We start from the raw sequence: 21,396 nt of genomic DNA, 5'->3' as shown, positions 1-21,396 counted from the left end.
CTCACGGCAGTATCAGATTTCTATTCACTCCGCAGGCTCCGCTCACGGCAGTGTCAGGATCTCGCAACCCGTCTCGGTCACCACGAGCGTGTGCTCGAACTGAGCCGTCCACTTTCGGTCGTGTGTGACCACGGTCCAGCCGTCGTCCCACATCTCGGCGTTGATCGTGCCCAGATTGATCATCGGTTCGATGGTGAACGTCATGCCCGGCTCGATGATGGTCTCCACCGACGGCTGGTCGTAGTGCAGCACGACGAGGCCGTTGTGGAACGTCGTGCCGATGCCGTGGCCGGTGAAGTCCTCCACCACGCCGTAGCCGAACCGGTGGGCATAGGACTCGATCACTCGCCCGACCACGTTCAGTGCGCGCCCCGGCTTGACCGCCTTGATGGCACGCATCGTTGCTTCGTGGGTCCGCTCGACGAGCAGGCGCGCCTCCTCGGACACGTCACCTGCCAGGAACGTCGCGTTGGTGTCGCCGTGCACACCGTCGATGTACGCGGTGACGTCGATGTTGACGATGTCGCCGTCCTCGATCACCGTCGAATCGGGGATTCCGTGGCAGATGACCTCGTTCAGCGAGGTGCAGCACGATTTCGGAAAACCCTTGTAGCCCAACGTGGACGGGTAAGCGCCGTGGTCGACCATGTACTCGTGTGCAATACGGTCGAGCTCGTCGGTGGTCACTCCCGGTGCCACGGCCCGGCCCGCTTCCTGCAGAGCGCGAGCCGCGATCTTCGACGCCACGCGCATCTTCTCGATGACCTCGGGCGTCTGCACCCACGGCTCGCTGCCTTCGTTCACGGTCGACTTCCACGCGTATTCGGGTCGCTCGATCGACTTGGGCACGGAGAGGACGGGCGAGACGACGCCTGGCACGAGTGGCTGACGGGGCTTGCTCTCGGCAGTGACAGACATGCCGTCCAGAGTAGTCGCCGCAACCGTGTCCAGAAGAACCAGCGCTGCTGGTCGAGGCCACCGAATCCGCAACCGCGCGACGGGATATGATCTGGGTCACGTTCGACGTCGACTCACCCGAACCGAGGAAGGAAGCGTCGTGGTCCATTCCAGTCTGTTGCGCCCCCGGGACGGCGACGCCCTCCGCGCCGAACTACGCCAGGTCGCCGCAACGTCCGCCGTGCCCGTCGTGTTCGGGGGGGAAGTGTCCTCGGAAACACTGCACCTCAGCGAATTTCACGGCACCCGCACGCGTGGACTGGACGGGCTCGCCATCCCGCCCAGATCCGGTCTCGGTGGCCGAGTCATGGAGCAACGTCGGCCCGCGGCCGTCAGTGACTACGGCGCGTCGATGTCGATCACCCACCACTTCGACCGGCCGGTCCTCGGAGAGGGCCTCAAGTCGATCCTGGCGGTGCCGGTCGTCGTCGCCGGAGCAGCCCGCATGGTGATGTACGCAGCAGTGCGAGAACGCGGGCCCCTCGGCGATCGGGTCGGCGACATCATGACCGCCGCAGCCCGGCGCCTCGGCCAGGAGATCGCCATCCGCGACGAGGTAGACCGCCGGGTGCGTCTCATGGACAGTGCGCGGGCCACGTCGGACGGGCACCTCTCGTGGACGGCCGAGGTGCGCACTGTGCACGACGAGCTGGCCGACCTCGCTCAGTCGATCGGAGACGCGGCGGTCCGGCGCAGACTGGACGCGGTCACCGCCCGACTGGCAGCAACGCTCGGTCGCACGGCACACCAGGACAGCGACACAGGCACCTCACAGGCACTGACGCCACGCGAGATCGACGTCATCTCGCAGGTCGCGCTCGGTTGCACCAACGTCGAAGTCGCGGCACGGCTGTCGATCGGTGCCGAGACGGTCAAGTCCTATCTCCGCAGCGTCATGCGGAAGACCGACTCGCATACTCGATACGAAGCGGTTCTCGCGTGTCGTCGACTCGGGCTGCTGTCGGGCTGAACCCGGCCCACCGGCGCGGCGATCAGTACCCCGGCGGAAGCTGCTCGAACATCTCCCGGGTGACGGCGACCGCATTGTCCGAGCTGCCGCCGCGTACCACCAGGGTCGCGAAAGCGATGTCGCCTCGGTAACCGACGAACCACGAGTGCGATCCGCCCTCGACCTCGGCTTCCCCGGTCTTGCCGTACACCTCGCCCTGGTCGGCGATGCGTTCTGCTGTGCCGCTGGTGACCACCGAACGCATCATGCCGCGTAACCCGTCGACCATGGCAGGTTCGATCGGTGGATGATCGCCGGTGATGGCGGTCTCCCGTCCGACCAGAAGATTGGGAACCGGTGTGGAGCCGTGGGCAACCGTGGCGGCGGCCAGTGCCATCCCGAAGGTCGAGACGACCACCTTGCCCTGGCCGAATCCGTCCTCGGTGCGCTGGACGAGTTCGTCCGCGGGTGGAACCGAACCCGAGTCGGTCGGCAATCCCACGACGTCGTAGTCCGGACCGACGCCGAACTGGGACGCGGCCACGGTCAACGCGTCGGGCGACATCTCGCTCGCCAGCTTCGCGAAGGAGGTGTTGCACGATCGGGTGAACGCGGTGCTCATGGTCACGTCACCGAGGGCGAACTCGTTGTAGTTGGGGACACTTCGTTCGCCGATCTCGATACGACCGGGGCACGGAACGGTGCTCCCCGGGGTCGCGAGTCCACTGGAAATCGCCGCCCCCGCGGTGATGATCTTGAACGTCGAACCTGGTGGGTAGAGGCCGGCCGACGCGACCGGTCCGTCCCGATCGGCAGCCGGATTCTGCGCCACCGCGAGGATGGCCCCGGTGGACGGCTGGATGACCACCGTCATGGCCTGCTCGGCCCTGGCGTTCACTGCTCGTTGGGCCGCGACCTGGATATTTCGATCGAGGCTGATCGAGAAGGACGGTGCAGGCTCGGGCGGGGTGTCGGTGAGGACGTCGATGTCGACGCCGTTGCGGTTGCTGGTCACCACGCTCCAGCCGGCCTTACCGTCGACGTCGTCGATGACGGCCTTTTTGACCTGGCCCACCAGGTCCGGCGCGAAGGTGGGGTCGGTGGATACGAGATCCGATTCGTCGGACGCCGTGACTCCTGGGATCTCGGTGAGCGCCGCCGAGATGGGTTCGAAGTCGCTGTCCCTCAGCAGCGCCACCGGGTAGTCGCCGTCGATCGAAGTCGCCGACTCGACGATCGACTGCGCCGTGATCGACGCGTCGAACGGTGACAGCAGTGTCGACAACGCCGTCGCCGAGGCCACGACGTTGTTCGCGTTCGACGCGTCGAACTTGATTCGATGTACGACCCCGGGTACCAGGACGTCGGTGCCGGAGCGCTCGTTGACGCGAGCGCGTGGTGCAGCCGTCGAGCGTAAGGCCATGGTCTGCGTGTCGCCGAGCTTCGGGTGGATGTCCGAGGCGGTCCATCGCACCACCCACTCGCCCGCACTCCGGCCCATGTTGAGCTGGCCGTCGTACGTCCACACCCGATCCTTGGGCAGCTGCCAACGATAGGTGTAGCCGACCGTGGCGGTGTCGCCGTCGACTCGAACCGACGTCGTCTCGGCGTCGAGGGCCTCTGCTTGCAGATTGGTCCACGCCTCGCTCAATGCGGTGGCGGCGGCGTCCGGCTTGTCGGTGTCGGCGGCGGCCGCGGGGATGTCGTTGGCCTCGAACGCCGCGAGGAATGCCTGAGCTGCGGGCTCCGGACCGTCGGGCTTGGGCGTACACCCGGTGAGGCAGGCACCGACGACGGCACCGATCACGGTCGCCACGCCCAGCCGTCCGCGCATCCGGGTCGCATCACGTGATCTCATTGCGCCCCATCGTAATACGGCCGGTGCGTCGATCACGGCAGCGAATCGCTTTTCGGGACAAGCCGATCGAGCGACTGTTCTCAGTCCAACAGCACCGTGGTGAACGTCGCCACTTGCGTCAAACCGATTTTTGCGTAGGCCCGGCGCGCGACGTAGTTGAAGCTGTTGACGTACAGACTCGCTGTACGGCCCTGGCGGACGACCGAGTTCACCACGGTCGCAGTTCCGGCCGCACCCAGGCCGTGCCCGCGTCGATCCGGGTGCACCCACACTCCCTGAATCTGTCCGACGGTCCCGGACTGCGAACCGATTTCGGCCTTGAACACCACGCGGCCGTCCTCGAATCTGGCCCAGGCACGTCGCGCTGCAATGAGACTGGCGATCCGACGTCGGTATCCCCTACCGCCGTCGTTCAGTCGCGGGTCGACCCCGACCTCTTCGATGAACATGGCAACGGCCGCGGTCAGGTACACGTCCAACTCGTCGGGTCGAACGAGTCGAACGAGAGGATCAGGCGAGATGGACGAGGGTACCGACGTGGCCAACAACGGCTGCTCACCGCGTACCTCTCGCGCCGGACCCCAATCCGTCTCGAGCATTTCCCACAACGGAAGCGTCAACTCCGCTCTGCCGACCAGGGACGAGCACAAACGCGGCCCACGGCACGCACGGTCCGCGAAGGAACGAAGATCGTCGCTGGAACCGAGCAACGGAACCAGATTCGCACCGTAGAAGCACAGCGACTCGTCCGGACCGCCTCTGCTCCACATCTCGCCGTGGAACGACCTCGGATCGAGGCCCGATTCCTGAACACGCGCGGCAACCATGCAGGTTGCAACGGGGTCGGCGTCGAGCACCCGCAGTACGTGCGCGACGTCCCGATTACCGAGAGGCTTCGCACCGAGGAGCTTGAGCACCTACCGACCTCCTGACCCACCTACCGCGTACGCACCGACTCTGGAACGAATCATTCCAGACAATGTGTTCCCTCGGTGGCAGAGCGGCAAACCGGACGCCGAACAGGTGTACCTGCTCAGCTGACGGTGACCACCGGCGCGCCACCACTGGCGATCTCGTCCTTCTCGAACTCCTCGGCGATGCGCATGGCTTCCTCGATCAACGTTTCCACGATCTGTGCTTCGGGGACCGTCTTGATGACCTTGCCCTTGACGAAGATCTGGCCCTTGCCGTTGCCCGACGCGACACCGAGGTCGGCGTCGCGGGCCTCACCCGGCCCGTTCACGACGCAACCCATGACCGCGACGCGGAGCGGGATCTCCATGCCTTCGAGTCCCGCGGTCACCTCGTCGGCGAGGGTGTAGACGTCGACCTGTGCGCGCCCACACGACGGGCAGGAGACGATTTCGAGTTTGCGCGGGCGCAGATTGAAGGACTGCAAGATCTGGTTTCCCACCTTGATCTCCTCCGCCGGCGGTGCCGACAGGGAAACGCGGATGGTGTCGCCGATGCCCTTGGACAGCAACGCTCCGAATGCCACAGCGGACTTGATGGTCCCCTGGAAAGCCGGTCCCGCTTCGGTCACGCCGAGGTGCAACGGGTAATCGCACTGCGCCGCCAACTGCTCGTATGCAGCAACCATGATGACGGGGTCGTTGTGCTTGACCGAGATCTTGATGTTGCCGAAACCGTGCTCCTCGAACAGGCCTGCTTCCCACAACGCGGACTCGACGAGCGCCTCGGGTGTCGCCTTGCCGTACTTCTTCATCAGCCGCGGGTCGAGGGAGCCGGCGTTCACACCGATGCGGATCGGAATGTTCGCGTCACCGGCCGCCTTGGCGACCTCCTTGACTCGCCCGTCGAACTCCTTGATGTTTCCGGGATTGACGCGCACCGCGGCACACCCGGCGTCGATGGCCGCGAAGATGTACTTCGGCTGGAAGTGGATATCGGCGATGACCGGAATCTGACTCTTCTTCGCAATGATCGACAACGCGTCGGCGTCGTCCTGTGTGGGGCACGCAACACGAACGATGTCGCAACCCGACGCCGTCAGCTCTGCAATCTGCTGCAGGGTGGCGTTGATGTCGTGGGTCTTGGTGGTGCACATCGATTGCACCGAGATGGGGCTTTCGCTTCCGACACCCACCGACCCGACCTGGAGCTGCCTGGTCTTTCGACGTGGCGCGAGCACGGGCACCGGCGGTGCGGGCATTCCCAATCCGACTGACACGGACACAGTGGCCTTCTTTCCTAGCTACGACTGTCGAGTGTATCTAGAACAACTGAATGGGGTTCACGATGTCCGCCGTGAGCGTCAACAAGGAGAACCCGATGAAAACGATGATGACCACGTAGGTGACGGGCATGAGCTTCATGTAGTCCACCGGTGCCCCGTCGGGCAGGCCGCGACGGTTGCGGAAGATGTTGCGAATGCGCTCGTAGATCGTCACGGCGATGTGGCCACCGTCCAACGGCAGCAACGGCACGATGTTGAACACACCGAGGAAGAAGTTGAGCGACGCCAGCAGGCCGATGAACGTGGCCCAGTTGTCGTTCTCGATCGCCTGACCGCCGATGACGCTGGCCCCGACGACACTCATCGGTGTGTCCAGCCCTCGTTCACCACCGAAGATCGAATCCCACAGCGCCTCCACCTTGCTCGGTAACTGAACCAACGCTTTACCGGTCTGCACGAAGATGTCCCCGGTGAAAACGAAGGTCTCGGGCACCGCTTCGATCGGGTTGTATCGAATGTTCGGCGGAGGGCCGCCGGTGACGCCGATTGCCCCGACCGTCGTCGATGTCTTCGTGCCGGAGTCGGGATCGACCACGTAACGCTGAGCTTGCTCCACGGGAACCGTGATCGTCTGCGTGACGCCGTCTCGATCCACGGTCAAGTCCACCGGAGCGGTTGCGGCCTGGATAGCGAGAACCACCTCGGACCAGACTTCCGCGGGCGAACCGTTCACCGCGGTGATCACGTCGCCTCGTTGCAAACCAGCGACGGCGGCGGGCCCACTACCCGCACATTCGGCCAGATCGCCGTCTTCGGTCTGCGTCGGCGCGACACACACGACCCCTTGAACCGTCGTCGTCGGGGTGTCTCTGTCGGGCGTTCCCCACCCGAGAACCAGTGTGTAGATCAGCACGATGCCGAGCACGAAGTTCATCGCGATGCCGCCGACCATGACGACGATCCGCTTCCACGTTTTCTGGCGGTACATCGCGCGCTCGACCTCGTCGGGCGCGAGCTCGTCGATCGCGGTCATGCCGGCGATGTCGCAGAACCCGCCTGCCGGAATGGCTTTGAGACCGTACTCGGTCTCGCCGCGACGGAAGGAGAAGATCTTCGGGCCGAACCCGATGTAGTAGCGGCGAACCTTCATGCCGAGCGCTTTCGCAGTCCACATGTGTCCCGCCTCGTGCAGTGCGATCGACACACCGATGCCGACGGCGAACAGCACGACACCCAAAGCGAACACCATGTGTCAGAGGCCTTTCGGTTTCAGTAGTTCACGGGCGTGTGCCCGGGCCCAGGAGTCCGCCGCGAGGACGTCGTCGACGTCCCGGGGAGCCGTCGACCAGTCCTGCCCGCCGTCGCCCAGTACCGCGCGCACCGTCTCGACGATCTGCGGGAATTCGATCCTGTCGGCCAGGAACGCCTCCGCGGCAATTTCGTTGGATGCGTTGTACACAGCAGTCATGCACCCGCCCATGATCCCGGCCTCGCGCGCCAGCTGCACCGCCGGAAAAATTCGGTCGTCGAGTGGCTCGAAGTCCCAGGAGAATGCGGTTGTGAAGTCGAGTGCACGGGCGACGTCGGGCACTCGATCGGGCCAGCCGAGGGCCAGCCCGATCGGCAACTTCATGTCCGGTGGACTGGCCTGAGCGATGGTCGAACCATCGACGAACGTCACCATCGAGTGCACGATGGACTGCCGGTGCACGGTGACGTCGATCTTCTCGTAGGGCACACCGAACAGCAGGTGCGCCTCGATCAGTTCCAGACCTTTGTTGACCAGCGTCGCCGAGTTCAAAGTGTTCATCGGCCCCATCGACCACGTGGGATGCGCGGCGGCCTGCTCCGGGGTGACCGACTTCAGTTCGGTCTCGCTCCACCCTCTGAACGGACCACCCGATGCAGTGAGAACCAGTCGATCCACCTCGCCGCGCGTACCGCTGCGCAGGCACTGGGCGAGCGCGGAGTGCTCGGAGTCTACCGGCACGATCTGACCGGGCGCTGCGGCGGCGAGAACCAGCTCGCCTCCGGCGACCAGGGATTCCTTATTGGCCAATGCCAGGCGCGCGCCGCTGTTCAGCGCGGCCAGGGTCGGTTCGAGGCCGAGAGAACCCACGAGGGCATTGAGCACGACGTCCGCCGGAGTCGACTCGACCAGCTCGGTCACTGCTCGCGGACCACTCAGCACTCCGGGGAAATCGAGCTCGGCGGCGGCCTCGGGCTGGGCGACGGCTACCCGTCGGACACCGGTCTCGGCGATCTGGCGACGGAGCAGTTCGATGTTTCCGCCGCCCGCTGCCAGCCCGACCACGACGAAGCGGTCCGGGTTGGCGGCGATGACATCGAGCGCCTGGGTTCCGATCGAGCCGGTACTTCCCAGCAACAGCACACGTATCGGCTCGGGGCGATCCGAGTTGGTCGTTCGCTCACGATGGTCTGGCACCGGTCCATTGTTGCCTACCGAGGCTGAGAAACCCCTATGTGCCGACGCAGGCTGGCACGCTGGGGTGCATGGACTTCTCGAAGTACCGCTCGGCATCGTTCAATTACGGCGATGTGGGGGCCACCGCCGGCCCGCTGCCCACCGGATACCACCACGTCTCGATGTCGAGGGTCGTGGGATCGGGACTGAACGACTTCGTGGCGGCGGCCGATGCGGTGATGCGATGGGACATGCACCGAGGAGCAGGACTGAAGGTCCGATCCGAGGCCGAGACCGCCGTGCCCGACTCGGTGGTCGTTCTCACACTCGGGCCGGTTCGCATTCCGTGTCGTGTGGTCTACGTCATCGACGAGGCCAACCGTCAGGGTTTCGCATACGGCACATTGGACGGGCATCCCGAGTCCGGCGAGGAACTCTTCTACGTCGAATACTCCCCCGCCGACGGTGCCGTCACCGCCCACATATCGGCGTTCTCGCGTCCCGGTCGCTGGTACACCAAGCTCGGCGGCCCGGTGGGCAGGCGCGTCCAGGCAGCAGTCACCGACCGCTATCTGAGCGCGCTGGCATCGGCGTGCCGACAGGCCGACTGACTCAGGCCTCGGGCGGATGCACAGCTCGCCAGTGTTCGGCGATGTCGATTCTCTTCGCGACCCAGACCTTGTCGTGCGACTGCACGTGATCGAGGAAACGCTCCAGTGCGGCCATGCGAGCCGGCCTGCCCACCAGCCGGCAGTGGAGTCCGACCGAAAGCATCTTGGGACTCCCGCTAGCGCCCTCGGCGTAGAGAACGTCGAACGCGTCGCGTAGGTGGGCGTAGAACTCGTCGCCCGTCGAAAATCCTCCCGGCGATGCGAAACGCATGTCGTTGGTGTCCAGGGTGTACGGCACCACCAGGTGATCGACGACACCGCCGTCTCGGGGCACCTTCTCCCAGTACGGCAGATCGTCCGCATAGGAGTCGGAGTCGTACACGAAGCCGCCGAGCTCCACCACGAGCGATCGGGTGTTCGGAGAGTCGCGCCCGGTGTACCACCCCAGTGGCGCAGACCCCGTCAGCTCGCGCAGGATGGTCACGGCCTCCGCCATGTGCTCGCGTTCGACGTTCGCGTCGATCTGCTGATACGACAACCACCGCAGGCCGTGACACGCGATCTCGTGGTCCAACTCCAGCAGTGCCGCAACCACTTCCGGGTTCCGCTCCATTGCCTTGGCGACCGCGAACACCGTCAGCGGTAATCCACGCTTCTCGAATGCGCGCAGCACGCGCCACACTCCGGCTCTGGATCCGTACTCGTACAGCGATTCCATGCTCATGTGTCGATTCGGAAACGCCTGCGCGCCGATCATTTCCGACAGGAACGTCTCGGACTTCGTATCGCCGTCGAGAACGTTGTTCTCGGCACCCTCCTCGTAATTGAGAACGAACTGGACGGCGATGTTCGCCTCACCCGGCCACTGCGCGAGCGGCGGCGTGCGGCCGTATCCGACCATGTCGCGGGGATAGCTCAGCGGGGACCGACTCGGACGATGGGGAAGGCGCTCGGAGGTCACCGCCGCAGTCTCTCATTCGAGCCCACACCCGCGCTGGGTGAGCGACGCAACCCTGATCACTACGACGTGCGGTCGTATGTCAATATTGTTCCGACATAGCGTCTCGCACCGTTCGTGCCGAGACCCACGTGAACGCATCACCCGAGAGGATCGACCGGTGGCAAATACCGAACTGGAATCCGCTTCGTACGACCCGGTCGTCGACACCCGCAACGAGGTGCCCGAGGTGCCGTCCGCCGCATGGGGATGGAGCGGCGAGTCGAACAAGGCGATGCGCGTCGCAGCCATCGTCGTTGCCGCGTTCCTGCTCTTCATGATCATCGGAAATCACCACGGCAAGGTCGAGGACCTGTGGTTGGTCGGATTCGCGGTTGCACTGGTCGGACTCGTCGTGCGCGACGTCATCGTCCGCCGCAAGCCCCGCTAGCGGCTCAGTTCTCGGCGGCGAGCTGACCGCACGCCGCCGCGATCTCCTGACCACGGGTATCGCGCACGGTGCACGACACGCCCTGCGCGATGACCCGTCGAACGAACTCCCGCTCCACCGGCTTCGGGCTGGCATCCCACTCGCTGCCCGGAGTCGGGTTCAGCGGAATCAAGTTCACGTGCACCCGCGACCCCAACGCCTTGTGCAGCTTTTTGCCCAACATGTCGGCTCGCCACGGCTGATCGTTGACGTCGCGGATCATCGCGTACTCGATCGAGACGCGTCGACCGGTCTGGTCGGCGTAGTACCGGGCTGCGGAGAGAACCTCCGCCACCGACCAACGATTGTTGACCGGGACCAGCGTGTCGCGAAGCTCGTCGTCCGGCGTGTGCAGCGACACGGCCAAGGTCACCGACAGACCCTCGTCGGCCAGCTTTCGAATGGCCGGAGCAAGGCCGACCGTCGACACGGTGACCGACCGCTGCGACAGTCCCAGCCCGTCGGGGGCGGGTGAGACGATCTTGCGCACTGCCGCGACGACGCGCTTGTAGTTGGCCAGTGGCTCGCCCATCCCCATGAACACGACGTTCGACAGACGACCCTCACCGCCGGGGACGACGCCGTCGCGCATGTCCGCAGCCGCCGAACGGACCTGATCGACGATCTCGGCCGTCGACAGGTTCCGCGTCAGACCTGCCTGACCGGTGGCACAGAACGGACATGCCATTCCGCATCCGGCCTGACTGGAGATACACAGGGTCGCTCGATCCGGATACCGCATCAGAACACTCTCGAGCAGAGTCCCGTCGTTGGCCTTCCACAAAGTCTTTCGAGTGTCACCGTCGTCACAAGCCAAGTGCTTGATCGGCGTGAGCAAGGTGGGAAAGAGATCGGCACCGACTTTCTCCCGTGCCTCGGCCGGCAGATCGGTCATTTTGGTGGTGTCGGCCTCGAGCCGCGCGTAGTAGTGCCGCGCAAGTTGGTCGGCCCGGAATGCCGGTAGACCGAGCGCCTTCACCGCCTCACGCAGGCCCTCTTTGTCCAGGTCGGCGAGGTGACGCGACGGCATACCCCGACGCGGAGCTGTGAAGACCAGCGGAAGATTCGGCCTCTTCTGCTCGGTCGCGCCATCCGTTGCTGCTGCGGAATCACTCATGGTCGACCCCCGCGTCGTTCCTGCTGACTCAACTCCATACTCACCATTGTCCACCCGTTCTGCTCACAGTCCTATTCGCGACGGTTTTCGACGGTGCCCCGACGGGTATCGAGGGCGGGACCGATTGCGCGTGCATTCGGACCACGCGTGCGAAAGGATCATCGACATGGCCACCAGAGCAGACGACAGCAACGAGGCACCGTTCGACACATCGGCATCGAGCAAGCCGGGGTTCGGCGAATCGGTGGGCCCGTCGGGCGAACTCGCCCCGATCACGACCCCGGATTCGGACGGCCATTCCGCACCGGACCCGGAGTACGTTCCGGAACCGCAGCACACGCCCAAAGACGTAGCCCACACTCGCACGGCCGCGCTCTGGACCGGATTGGTGGTCGGGGCCGTCGTCCTCGTAATTCTCCTGGTGTTCATCGTGCAGAACCTCGACTCGGTCACCGTGCAGATCTTCGCCTGGCAGCTGGATCTACCCCTGGGAATCAGCATGCTGCTGGCCGCGATCGCGGGTGCGCTGGTGATGGCAATGGCCGGCGGCGCTCGAATCCTGCAGGTCCGGCGCGCAGCGAAGAAGAACCAGCGTCACGGTTCGTGAACACTATGTACAGAAGCTGGCACCGCCGCACTGAATCGATAAGGTTGGCGGTGCCCGACTTCACTCGAGGAGCATGACGTGACTACTTTCATGGAGACACCGGTGGCATCCGGCGTTGCACCCGACCGCGCACGATCGTGGCTGTTGGTTCCGGCCACCAAGCCCGAGACTTTCGACGCTGCCGTCGCGTCCGGTGTCGACGCAGTCATTCTCGACATCGAGGACGCAGTCGCTCCGGCGAAGAAGCCTGCTGCTCGCGAGACCGTCGTGCGCTGGCTCAGCGAGGGCAACTCGGCCTGGGTGCGCGTCAACGACGCGACGACCCCGTACTGGGCCGACGATCTCGCCGCCCTGTCCGGGCTGCCCGGCCTGGTGGGGGTCATGCTCGCGAAGACCGAGAGCGGCGGTCAGGTCGAGGCGACAGCTGCCCGCCTCGCCGACGGCACCCCGATCCTTGCGTTGGTCGAATCGGCAGCAGGCCTCGAGGCCGCCACCGAAATCGCGCGCGCCGACTCGACATTCCGACTCGCCTTCGGCAGTGGCGACTTCCGACGCGACACGGGCATGAGCGACGACCCGCTGGCCATGGCTTACCCACGCTCCCGCCTGGTCGTCTCCTCACGGGTCGCGCGACTGCCCGGACCCATCGACGGTCCGACACTCACCGCGAACGACAGCATTCTCGGGCGCGATGCAGCCCTGACGCTGTCGATGGGTATGGCCGGCAAACTCTGCATGCACACCGACCAGGTGGCCATCGTCAATCGCGAACTGGCCCCCTCTCCGACCGACGTGTCCTGGGCTCACGATGTCATCGACGCTCTCGGTGCCGACGGTGCTCACGTCAAGGACGGCAGCGATCTGCCTCGCCTGGCAAAGGCCCTCAAGATCAACGAACTGGCTCAGATCTTCGGAATCTCCGCGACGTCCTGATCGCACTGCGCCGAGGCAGGCTCAGCTCGACTCGATGCCGGTCGGCTTGTATCGGACGTGGACGCGATAGCGCACATTCAGGGTGAGGCCGTCGACTTGCCGTGTCGCAGCGCGCGCTATCCGCGGCGAGAACTCGATTGCCAGCACGTCGCGCAAGACCTGGCGGTCGGGGAACACCCACCTGGTGTCGACGCGTCGTAGCTGGAATCCCTGCGCGTCGAAGAACGCCTCGACGGCCGTCGGATCGTAGTGCGGAAGATCCGCACGCATCCAGTCCCCGTACGGAGACGCCGTCGCGTCGAGGTCCACGACCACCAACGCTCCTCCGGGCCGCAGCACTCGCATCGCCTCGCCTATGCCCGGGCCGCAGCCGGGGCCGAAGAAGTACGCGGTTCGCGCGTGGACGAGATCGACCGAACCTGTGTCGATGGGCAGCGCGTCCGCTCTACCCACACGCACCTCGACGTTCGCAAGTGACTCGACGCGTGTGCGGGCGGCGGTCACCAACGGGTCGTGCGGTTCCACTCCGATGACGCACCGCGCGTCCGCAGCGAACATCGGAAGATGGAAACCGCTACCGCAGCCCACATCCACGACGTTCTCGGCCGTCCAGTCGACGATCGATCGAATGGTCGCGAACAGAGCACCGTCGACGTCCTGGGCCCTGTTTTCCGCCTCGTACAAGTGCGGCCAGTGCCAGATGTTGGGACTGGGAATCACCCCGCCGCGATCACCGCTCATGGTCCGGCGGAGTCGTATCAGAGCAGCACGGTGAAGACGAGCCAGGCGACGAACGCAGAGGGCAACAACGAGTCGAGTCTGTCCATGATGCCGCCGTGACCGGGCAGCAACGAGCCCATGTCCTTGATTCGGAGGTCGCGCTTGACCTGCGATTCGATGAGGTCGCCCAAGGTTCCCGTCACGACCAGCACGACTCCCAGGAGGACACCGATCATCGAGTTGGCCTCGAGAATCAGGGTCACCGTCAGCAGGCAACCGATGACGCAGAAGATGAGTGATCCGACGAGCCCTTCCCAGGACTTCTTCGGGCTGATGGCCGGTGCCATCGGGTGCTTACCGAACAGCACACCCGCGATGTAACCACCGACATCCGAGCACACGACGCCGATGACGAAGACCAGGATGCGGCCTGCACCGTTGTCCTGCAGGACCATCAGAACGGCGAACGAGGCCAACAGTGGTAGCCAACACGCAACCAGAACGGTGACGGAGAGTTCTTCGAGATAGTTCTTGGGAGCAGCGCCGAAGCCTTGTCGAAGCAACAGCCACACCATGCAGACCACGACGGTGCCCACAGCGGCGGTGAGTACGCCGACGGCACCGAACGGCCAGCCCAGCCAGATCATGGCCTGGCCACCGAGGATCAACGGAATACGCGGAACGAGAACACCGCCCTCGCGGAGCCGCTTGGACACCTCGTATGTCGCGACGGCCAACGCCACGGCCACGACGCCGATCCATACCAGCGGCACGAACACGAGCACGAGTATCAACCCGACACCCAAACTGCCGCCGACGCCGATCGCGGCAGGCAGATTTCGACCGGCCTTGCCGGCGGACTTCGTGGCGGCGACCCCGGACGAGCCAGCGGGCGTGCCGCTGCCCTCCTGCCGTTCCGGTCCCACCACTGCCGTCAACTCCTCGAGATTCATCGTCGTTCCACCGTGTTACGCAACTATCGAAGGAGGTCAGACCTCCATCAATTCACCCTCTTTGCGCTTGACGAGTTCGTCGACGGAGGCGGTGTACTTGGCGGTGGTCTTGTCGAGTTCGTTCTCGGCGCGCACGACGTCGTCCTCGCCTGCCTCGCCGTCCTTCTGGATGCGCTTGAGCTCTTCCATCGTCTTGCGGCGCACGTTGCGAATGGACACCTTGGCGTCCTCGCCCTTGCCCTTGGCCTGCTTGACGAACTCGCGGCGTCGTTCCTCGGTCAGCTGTGGCACGCCGATACGAATCAGGTTGCCGTCGTTGGTGGGGTTGACGCCGAGGTCGGAATTGCGGATAGCGGTTTCGATCGGCCCGAGCTGACTCGACTCGTACGGCTTGATCACCACCAATCGCGCCTCCGGCACGCTGATGCTGGCCAGCTGGGTGATCGGCGTCGGGGCACCGTAGTACTCGATGACGATGCGCGAGAACATTCCCGGGTTGGCCCGCCCGGTGCGGATCGAGGACAGATCGTCACGGGCAACCGATACTGCCTTTTCCATCTTCTCTTCGGCGTCGAAGAGAGCTTCGTCAATCACGATCTGTCCTCCATCGTCTTCGTTCTCGGTTCGTTCGCGGTCGTGTCGGCGGCATTCACGACGTGACCAGCGTGCCGATGTTCTCGCCCGATACGGCGCGAGCAATGTTTCCTTGGATCAGCAAATTGAACACCAACATCGGCATCTGATTGTCCATGCAGAGACTGAAGGCAGTCGCGTCGGCAACTTTGAGGCCTCGCTCGATGGCTTCGCGGTGGGTGATCGTGTCGAACATCGTCGCGTCGGGATCGAGCCGTGGATCGGCCGAGTAGACACCGTCGACGGCCTTGGCCATCAACAGCACCTCGGCACCGATCTCGAGCGCCCGCTGCGCCGCTGTGGTATCCGTCGAGAAGTACGGCATGCCCATACCTGCTCCGAAGATGACGACACGACCTTTCTCGAGGTGCCGTCGCGCGCGCAGCGGCAGGTACGGCTCGGCCACCTGGCCCATCGTGATCGCGGTCTGGACTCTGGTGGCAACACCCTGCTTTTCCAGAAAGTCCTGCAGCGCAAGACAGTTCATGACCGTGCCGAGCATGCCCATGTAGTCCGAGCGAGATCGGTCCATCCCCCGCTGCTGCAATTCGGCACCGCGGAAGAAGTTTCCGCCACCGATCACGACGGCGACCTGAACTCCGGTGGCCACCACCTCGGCGATCTGCTCGGCAACGTTGTTCACGACATCCGGATCGAGCCCCACCTGGCCACCACCGAACATCTCCCCACCCAGTTTGAGCATCACGCGTCGGAACCCGGGACGGTCAGGGGCCGGATCGGTCATAGCTCTCCTCGGTACTCGTCGAACACTACGGTTTACTCACCGATCATCCTGCCCTATCGGCACCCGATCGGTGGACACGGCTCCAACCTGCCTCGCGCACGAACGATGCCGTCCACTCGATGAAATCGAATGAACGGCATCGTCTCGATCGGATCGAGCGCAGACTAGCTGGCGCCGACCTCGAATCGCGAGAAACGGGTGATGGTCACGCCGGCCTCGTCGAGGATGGCCTTGACGGTCTTGTTGCCGTCCTGAACCGACTTCTGCTCGGTGAGAACGACGTCCTTGAAGAATCCGTTGACGCGACCTTCGACGATCTTCGGCAGAGCCTGTTCCGGCTTGCCCTCTTCGCGCGCGGTTTCTTCTGCGATCCGACGCTCGGCGGCGACCAGATCCTCGGGAACCTCGTCACGGGAGACGTACTTGGCCTTGAGCGCTGCGATCTGCATCGCGGCAGCGCGCGCAGCATCGCCGGCGGCGTCGCCGTCACCGGTGTACTCGACCAGCACGCCGACGGCAGGCGGCAGGTCCGCGCTGCGCTTGTGCAGGTAGGTCGCGGTGTTGCCGTCGTAGGACACGACGCGGCGAATTTCGAGCTTTTCGCCGATCTTGGCCGACAACTCGTTCAGAGCCGTCTCGACGGTCTTGCCGTTGAGGTCGAGTCCCTTCAGAGCGTCGACATCAGCAGGCTTGCCTGCTGCAGCCGTCGCCGCGACGGACGCAGCGAACGTCTGGAACTCGTCGTTCTTGGCCACGAAGTCGGTCTCGGAGTTGATCTCCACGAGCACTCCGCCCTCGGCGACGACGAGGCCTTCGGCGGTGTTGCGCTCGGCGCGCTTGCCGACGTCCTTGGCACCCTTGATACGCAGGTACTCGACGGCCTTGTCGTAATCGCCGTCGTTCTCGGCGAGTGCGTTCTTGCAGTCCATCATTCCGGAGCCGGTGAGCTCGCGGAGCCGCTTGACGTCGGCGGCAGTGTAGTTCGCCATCGTGGGCGAGCCTCCTCAAAAGTCTGAATACGGGCGTTGACGAAAGTGCTGTTCTCGAAGCGTGATCGACTGGCTCGCTGAGGAGCCGGACCGATCACAACCCTGACATACCGAAGCGGCCCCGGCCCACCCGTGAGGGTGAACCGGGACCGAATTCGATCAAGCCTGAGCGGCCGGTGCTTCTTCTGCTGCCGGTGCTTCTTCTGCTGCCGGGGCGTCGGCGGCCGGCGCGTCGGCTGCGGGAGCCTCTGCTGCCGGGGCGTCAGCGGCCGGGGACGCCTGTGCGAGCTGCTCGAGCTCCCACTCTGCGAGGGGCTCGCCTGCGCCGACCTCGGGCTTGGCGTCGGTTGCGGTGTTCTGGCCTGCACGGGCCTGCACACCTTCGGCCACTGCGGATGCGACGACCTTGGTCAGCAGCGCAGCGGAACGGATCGCGTCGTCGTTACCCGGGATCGGGTAGTCGACCACGTCGGGATCGCAGTTGGTGTCCAGGATCGCGATGACCGGGATCTTCAGCTTGCGCGCTTCGCCGACGGCGATGTGCTCCTTGTTGGTGTCGACGATCCAGATGGCCGACGGAACCTTGGCCATGTCGCGGATGCCGCCGAGGGTGCGATCGAGCTTGGTCATCTCACGCGTGAGCATGAGGATTTCCTTCTTGGTGCGTCCCTCGAAGCCACCGGTCTGCTCCATTGCCTCGAGCTCCTTGAGGCGGACCAGGCGCTTGTGCACGGTCTGGAAGTTGGTGAGCATGCCACCGAGCCAGCGCTGGTTCACGTAGGGCATGCCCACGCGAGTTGCTTCAGCGGCGATGGACTCCTGTGCCTGCTTCTTGGTTCCGACGAACAGAACGGTGCCGCCGTGGGCGACCGTCTCCTTGACGAACTCGTATGCCTTGTCGATGAAGGTCAGAGTCTGCTGCAAGTCGATGATGTAGATGCCGTTGCGGTCGGTGAAGATGAATCGCTTCATCTTCGGGTTCCAGCGACGGGTTTGGTGTCCGAAGTGTGTGCCGCTGTCGAGCAGCTGCTTCATTGTTACTACAGCCATGGCTGAATAACTCTCTTTCATGGTTCGGTTGACGCAGAGTGTCGGTGACCTCTGCCCTGGCGACCGCCGAAGTTGTCGGACCTGAACCACAGGGGGACCAGGACCGCCGACAACCGGTTCTCGTATCGTGAATTCTGCCGAGGCAGTCGATGCGATGACGCGGACGCGCGAAGTCGACCCGTGCACGCACAGGCCGCAACAAGGAGTGTAGACCTGCGGCGGCCCCCGTCATAACCAGGCCCGACTGTCAAGAGATTCCGGTGCCTGTGGACGAACGTTTCGGTTGTCCACAATCGGTACCGGGCCGGGTTTTCCAGCGCCTCCACGAGCCATCGTCGACGAGTGAACACTCTTCGTACCGGTGGCATTGCCTGCGTTCTCGCCGCGATTGCGTTGACCACGCTGATCACGCCGGCCGCGGCGGCCGAATCGGAGTCCTTCGCGTGGCCGGTTCGGCCGCACCCTCGCGTCGTGACACCGTTCGACCGACCGGAACACGATTGGCTTCCCGGCCATCGCGGGGTAGACCTCGCCGCGGCGGTCGGCACCGCGGTCCTGGCCGTCGCCGACGGCACGGTCGTATTCGCGGGCATCGTGGCCGGAAAGCCGGTGGTGTCGGTGGACCATCCGGGCGGACTTCGATCGACGTACGAACCCGTGACGGCGGCGGTCCGGGCCGGAGCACGCGTACGCCGCGGCGAAGTCCTGGGTTCGCTGACGTCGGGACACGACGGCTGCGCGGCGACGTGCCTGCATTGGGGCATCAAGCGGGGCCGCGAATACCTCGATCCGACGGCCCTGGTGCGTGCCCGTCCGATCAGATTGAAACCCGTGCAGGAGCCGGATCGATGACGCTCAGCGTGGTGGGCCGGAGTGTCGACCGGACGCGGCAGGAAAGTCGTCCGCGACCATGGCCGCGAGCTCGACGAAGGCGCTCCTGGTCTGGGGACGCAGCTTCTCGAGGTCGACCACGGCACCCTCGGCAAGGTGCTCGTCGAAAGGAACCACCAACACGGCGCGGCAGCGTTCCAGGAAGTGCTGCTGCAGCAAGTTCATGTCGACTGCGGACGAACCCGGTCTGACCGAACTGATCACCACGACCGTGCGCTCGACCAGATGGCCGTATCCGTGCAGTTCCAGCCAGTCCAGGGTGGCAGCTGCACTGCGGGCCCCGTCGACGGCCGGCGAACTGACCAGGACCAGCGCATTGGCCAGCTGCAGCACCCCGTTCATCGCCGAGTGCATGATGCCGGTTCCGCAGTCGGTGAGGATCAGGTTGTAATAGACCTGCAGCATGTCGATGACTGCGCGGTAGTCCTCTTCGCCGAACATCTCCGACGCCGACGGATCGCGCTCACCGGCCAACACTTCCAGTCGACTCGGTGCCTGCGAGGTATGCGCGCGAATGTCGGAATACCGGCGAATGTTCGGGGCGGCAGCCAACAGGTCGCGAACGGTCGACGCGGTCTGACGCGGTACCCGCTCTCCGAGTGTCCCGAAATCGGGGTTCGCATCCACGGCAACGACGCAATCTCCGCGCAGCGACGCGAAGGTCGACCCCAGACCCAGAGTGGTCGTCGTTTTGCCGACGCCGCCCTTGAGCGACAGGAAGGCGATGCGGTAGTCCCCCAGCACCGGCTGGCGGATGCGATCGACCTGGTTGCGGTAGCGCTCCTCGGCCGTCGACTCGCCGGGGTTGATGACGCCACCGGTCAACCGGTGCACACCGCGACGCCACCCCGACGACGAGGTGCGTTTGGGTCGTTTCAGCAGCGAATCGGCAGCGAGGTCCTGACTGCTCGGCCGGTACGGGTTCGGGGCACCGGCCCACGGCTGCGGAGCCCAGGGTGCCGGCTGTGCTTGGTACCGATCGTCCCCGACGGGCGGAACGGGCGGCATCTGCGCCTCGGGATAGGCGGCCGACGGGCCCGGTCGAAGCGGCACGGGCGGGTTGTACCGCGGGGGCACGGGAGGTCGCTGCGCAGAATCGGGCGTCTGCCACGGTGGGGGCTGCCGGGGCGTGGAGCGTGGAGTGGACATCGGTTCCGACGGTACGGATCCGGCGGCATCGTCACCCCGGCCGTCGACTGCACTGCCGGGTCGTGCCCCGTTCACCGGCGCACTGTGGCCATGCGTCGACCACGGCTCCGATTTACCTTGCGGTCGGTCGCGGTCCACGGTCCCCCGTATTCGGTGTAGTCGATCCTGGGCAGACGCTACCAAACGATGCGCCGCCCAGCTCGACGCTCACGCTCTGGGATGCGCCTGATCGTGCACCGCCCGCAACCGTTCGACGGATACGTGAGTGTAGATCTGCGTCGTGGCAAGAGATGCATGTCCGAGCAGTTCTTGCACCACCCGAAGATCTGCACCTCCTTCCAGCAGATGCGTGGCTGCCGTATGGCGCAGGCCGTGCGGTCCCAGGCTGGGGCCACCGGGGACAGTCTCGAGCACAGCATGCACCGCCGACCTGGCCTGTCGCTGGTCGAGTCGTCCACCCCGACGCCCGAGCAGCAGGGCCGATCCGGATCGATCGACGGACAGGGCTGGCCTGCCGCTGGTGAGCCAGGCGTCGAGTGCCTGCGCGGCCGGAAGACCGTAGGGTGCCGAACGTTCCTTGTTGCCCTTGCCCACCACCCGAACGACTCGCCGATCGGTGTCCACGTCGTCGACATCGAGACCGCACAGCTCCCCCACGCGGATCCCGGTCGCATACAACAGTTCGACTACGAGTCTGTCGCGCAGCGCTATCGGATCGAGTTCGGCGGCACCCGATTCGGCAGCATCCAACGCTCGCGTCGCTTGATCGTGACGCAGCACTCCAGGCAGGGTGCGATGACTCGACGGCGACGCGAGACGTTGGGCAGGCCCGACCTTCACAGCCCCGACCCGTTCGAGCCACGCCCCGAACGTTCGCACCGACGAGGTGCGCCTGGCCATCGATGTCCGAGCGGCACCGGCCGCCGAGTACCCCGCCAACCACGAGCGCACGACACGCAGATCCAGATCGGCGATCGTCGCGCCCGGTGAGGACGCGGCCAGGTGCGCCAGTAACGAACGCGCGTCGGCAACGTAGGCCCGGATGGTGTGCTCCGACCGCTCCCGGCCGAGGCGAAGGTGCTCGGCGAACTCCTCGACGTGCACCTCCAGGTGCGGCGGCAGCGAATCGGTCATCGGCTCAGCTTGGGTGCTGACGTCTCGCGCGACAACCGGACACGCCGTCGG

General features: G+C 65.1%; 22 protein-coding genes. 6 read left to right on the top strand and 16 right to left on the bottom strand.

All coding sequences use genetic code 11. The features are described 5' to 3' along the window. Positions 1-42 precede the first annotated feature (42 nt). On the bottom strand, positions 43-918 hold the full coding sequence (gene map / locus E4P29_RS09265; protein ID WP_052055004.1) for a type I methionyl aminopeptidase: 876 nt from the start codon (positions 916-918) through the stop codon (positions 43-45). A gap of 139 nt (positions 919-1,057) precedes the next feature. Here map and E4P29_RS09260 point away from each other — a divergent pair, with 139 nt between their 5' ends. Further along, positions 1,058-1,927 (top strand): LuxR C-terminal-related transcriptional regulator, encoded by an 870-nt coding sequence (locus E4P29_RS09260; RefSeq protein ID WP_245154234.1) that lies wholly within the window; start codon positions 1,058-1,060, stop codon positions 1,925-1,927. A 22-nt stretch (positions 1,928-1,949) separates the two neighbouring features. Here E4P29_RS09260 and E4P29_RS09255 read toward each other — a convergent pair whose 3' ends face one another. The 5 genes from E4P29_RS09255 to dxr all read right to left on the bottom strand — a co-directional run bounded on the left by E4P29_RS09255 (position 1,950) and on the right by dxr (position 8,353). Further along, positions 1,950-3,740 carry a penicillin-binding transpeptidase domain-containing protein gene (locus E4P29_RS09255; protein WP_135044252.1) on the bottom strand — a complete coding sequence of 597 codons (1,791 nt, stop codon included), beginning with the start codon at positions 3,738-3,740 and terminating at the stop codon, positions 1,950-1,952. A 104-nt stretch (positions 3,741-3,844) separates the two neighbouring features. Further along, positions 3,845-4,681, bottom strand: coding sequence for a GNAT family N-acetyltransferase (locus tag E4P29_RS09250; protein ID WP_135043978.1), 837 nt, complete (start codon positions 4,679-4,681; stop codon positions 3,845-3,847). Between the two features lie 116 nt (positions 4,682-4,797). Continuing rightward, positions 4,798-5,961, bottom strand: a complete 1,164-nt coding sequence (gene ispG, locus E4P29_RS09245) for a flavodoxin-dependent (E)-4-hydroxy-3-methylbut-2-enyl-diphosphate synthase (RefSeq protein ID WP_027496714.1) — start codon at positions 5,959-5,961, stop codon at positions 4,798-4,800. A 37-nt stretch (positions 5,962-5,998) separates the two neighbouring features. Beyond that, positions 5,999-7,210, bottom strand: coding sequence for a site-2 protease family protein (locus tag E4P29_RS09240; RefSeq protein WP_135043975.1), 1,212 nt, complete (start codon positions 7,208-7,210; stop codon positions 5,999-6,001). A 3-nt stretch (positions 7,211-7,213) separates the two neighbouring features. After that, a complete protein-coding gene (gene dxr / locus E4P29_RS09235) occupies positions 7,214-8,353 on the bottom strand; it encodes a 1-deoxy-D-xylulose-5-phosphate reductoisomerase (protein WP_135044250.1) in 1,140 nt (379 codons plus the stop codon). A gap of 122 nt (positions 8,354-8,475) precedes the next feature. On the opposite strand from dxr, the gene E4P29_RS09230 reads away from it, so the two are divergent. Then, positions 8,476-8,997: a DUF1990 domain-containing protein gene (locus E4P29_RS09230; protein ID WP_135043973.1), complete on the top strand. Its 522-nt coding sequence runs from the start codon at positions 8,476-8,478 to the stop codon at positions 8,995-8,997. A gap of 1 nt (position 8,998) precedes the next feature. On the opposite strand, the gene puuE is transcribed toward E4P29_RS09230, so the two are convergent. Further along, entirely contained in the window at positions 8,999-9,898 is a 900-nt protein-coding gene (puuE, locus tag E4P29_RS09225; protein WP_167735436.1) for an allantoinase PuuE, read from the bottom strand. A 217-nt stretch (positions 9,899-10,115) separates the two neighbouring features. Between puuE and E4P29_RS09220 the strand changes: the two genes are divergently transcribed. After that, the gene (locus E4P29_RS09220; protein ID WP_032391533.1) at positions 10,116-10,385 is read left to right on the top strand and encodes a DUF2631 domain-containing protein; all 270 of its coding nucleotides are present in this window, start codon (positions 10,116-10,118) and stop codon (positions 10,383-10,385) included. Between the two features lie 4 nt (positions 10,386-10,389). Here E4P29_RS09220 and rlmN read toward each other — a convergent pair whose 3' ends face one another. Continuing rightward, positions 10,390-11,541: a 23S rRNA (adenine(2503)-C(2))-methyltransferase RlmN gene (rlmN, locus tag E4P29_RS09215; RefSeq protein ID WP_135043971.1), complete on the bottom strand. Its 1,152-nt coding sequence runs from the start codon at positions 11,539-11,541 to the stop codon at positions 10,390-10,392. Between the two features lie 166 nt (positions 11,542-11,707). Here rlmN and E4P29_RS09210 point away from each other — a divergent pair, with 166 nt between their 5' ends. After that, positions 11,708-12,148, top strand: coding sequence for a lipopolysaccharide assembly protein LapA domain-containing protein (locus tag E4P29_RS09210; RefSeq protein WP_135043969.1), 441 nt, complete (start codon positions 11,708-11,710; stop codon positions 12,146-12,148). Between the two features lie 78 nt (positions 12,149-12,226). Further along, positions 12,227-13,081, top strand: a complete 855-nt coding sequence (locus E4P29_RS09205) for a CoA ester lyase (RefSeq protein ID WP_209205343.1) — start codon at positions 12,227-12,229, stop codon at positions 13,079-13,081. Positions 13,082-13,102: 21 nt separating this feature from the next. Here E4P29_RS09205 and E4P29_RS09200 read toward each other — a convergent pair whose 3' ends face one another. The 6 genes from E4P29_RS09200 to rpsB all read right to left on the bottom strand — a co-directional run bounded on the left by E4P29_RS09200 (position 13,103) and on the right by rpsB (position 18,171). Further along, positions 13,103-13,822, bottom strand: a complete 720-nt coding sequence (locus E4P29_RS09200; RefSeq protein ID WP_135043967.1) for a class I SAM-dependent methyltransferase — start codon at positions 13,820-13,822, stop codon at positions 13,103-13,105. Between the two features lie 17 nt (positions 13,823-13,839). Further along, the gene (locus E4P29_RS09195) at positions 13,840-14,754 is read right to left on the bottom strand and encodes a phosphatidate cytidylyltransferase (protein ID WP_135043965.1); all 915 of its coding nucleotides are present in this window, start codon (positions 14,752-14,754) and stop codon (positions 13,840-13,842) included. A gap of 36 nt (positions 14,755-14,790) precedes the next feature. Beyond that, positions 14,791-15,348: a ribosome recycling factor gene (frr, locus tag E4P29_RS09190; protein WP_135043964.1), complete on the bottom strand. Its 558-nt coding sequence runs from the start codon at positions 15,346-15,348 to the stop codon at positions 14,791-14,793. 55 nt (positions 15,349-15,403) lie between these two features. Beyond that, positions 15,404-16,132, bottom strand: a complete 729-nt coding sequence (gene pyrH / locus E4P29_RS09185; RefSeq protein WP_032366408.1) for a UMP kinase — start codon at positions 16,130-16,132, stop codon at positions 15,404-15,406. Positions 16,133-16,296: 164 nt separating this feature from the next. Continuing rightward, on the bottom strand, positions 16,297-17,121 hold the full coding sequence (gene tsf, locus E4P29_RS09180; protein ID WP_135043963.1) for a translation elongation factor Ts: 825 nt from the start codon (positions 17,119-17,121) through the stop codon (positions 16,297-16,299). 159 nt (positions 17,122-17,280) lie between these two features. Continuing rightward, the gene (rpsB, locus tag E4P29_RS09175; protein WP_032366407.1) at positions 17,281-18,171 is read right to left on the bottom strand and encodes a 30S ribosomal protein S2; all 891 of its coding nucleotides are present in this window, start codon (positions 18,169-18,171) and stop codon (positions 17,281-17,283) included. A 387-nt stretch (positions 18,172-18,558) separates the two neighbouring features. Here rpsB and E4P29_RS09170 point away from each other — a divergent pair, with 387 nt between their 5' ends. Next, on the top strand, positions 18,559-19,023 hold the full coding sequence (locus E4P29_RS09170) for a M23 family metallopeptidase (RefSeq protein WP_245154248.1): 465 nt from the start codon (positions 18,559-18,561) through the stop codon (positions 19,021-19,023). 3 nt (positions 19,024-19,026) lie between these two features. On the opposite strand, the gene E4P29_RS09165 is transcribed toward E4P29_RS09170, so the two are convergent. Both E4P29_RS09165 and E4P29_RS09160 read right to left on the bottom strand, forming a co-directional pair. Further along, entirely contained in the window at positions 19,027-20,286 is a 1,260-nt protein-coding gene (locus E4P29_RS09165; protein WP_245154233.1) for a MinD/ParA family protein, read from the bottom strand. Positions 20,287-20,418: 132 nt separating this feature from the next. Next, complete coding sequence (locus E4P29_RS09160) at positions 20,419-21,345, bottom strand: tyrosine recombinase XerC (protein WP_135043959.1); 927 nt, start codon at positions 21,343-21,345, stop codon at positions 20,419-20,421. Between the last annotated feature and the right edge of the window lie 51 nt (positions 21,346-21,396).

This window comes from Rhodococcus sp. 1R11 (genome assembly GCF_004563845.1).
GTDB lineage: Bacteria > Actinomycetota > Actinomycetes > Mycobacteriales > Mycobacteriaceae > Rhodococcoides.
The sequence above is the reverse complement of the archived record's forward strand: the minus strand, read 5'-3'. Positions and strand labels throughout refer to the sequence as shown.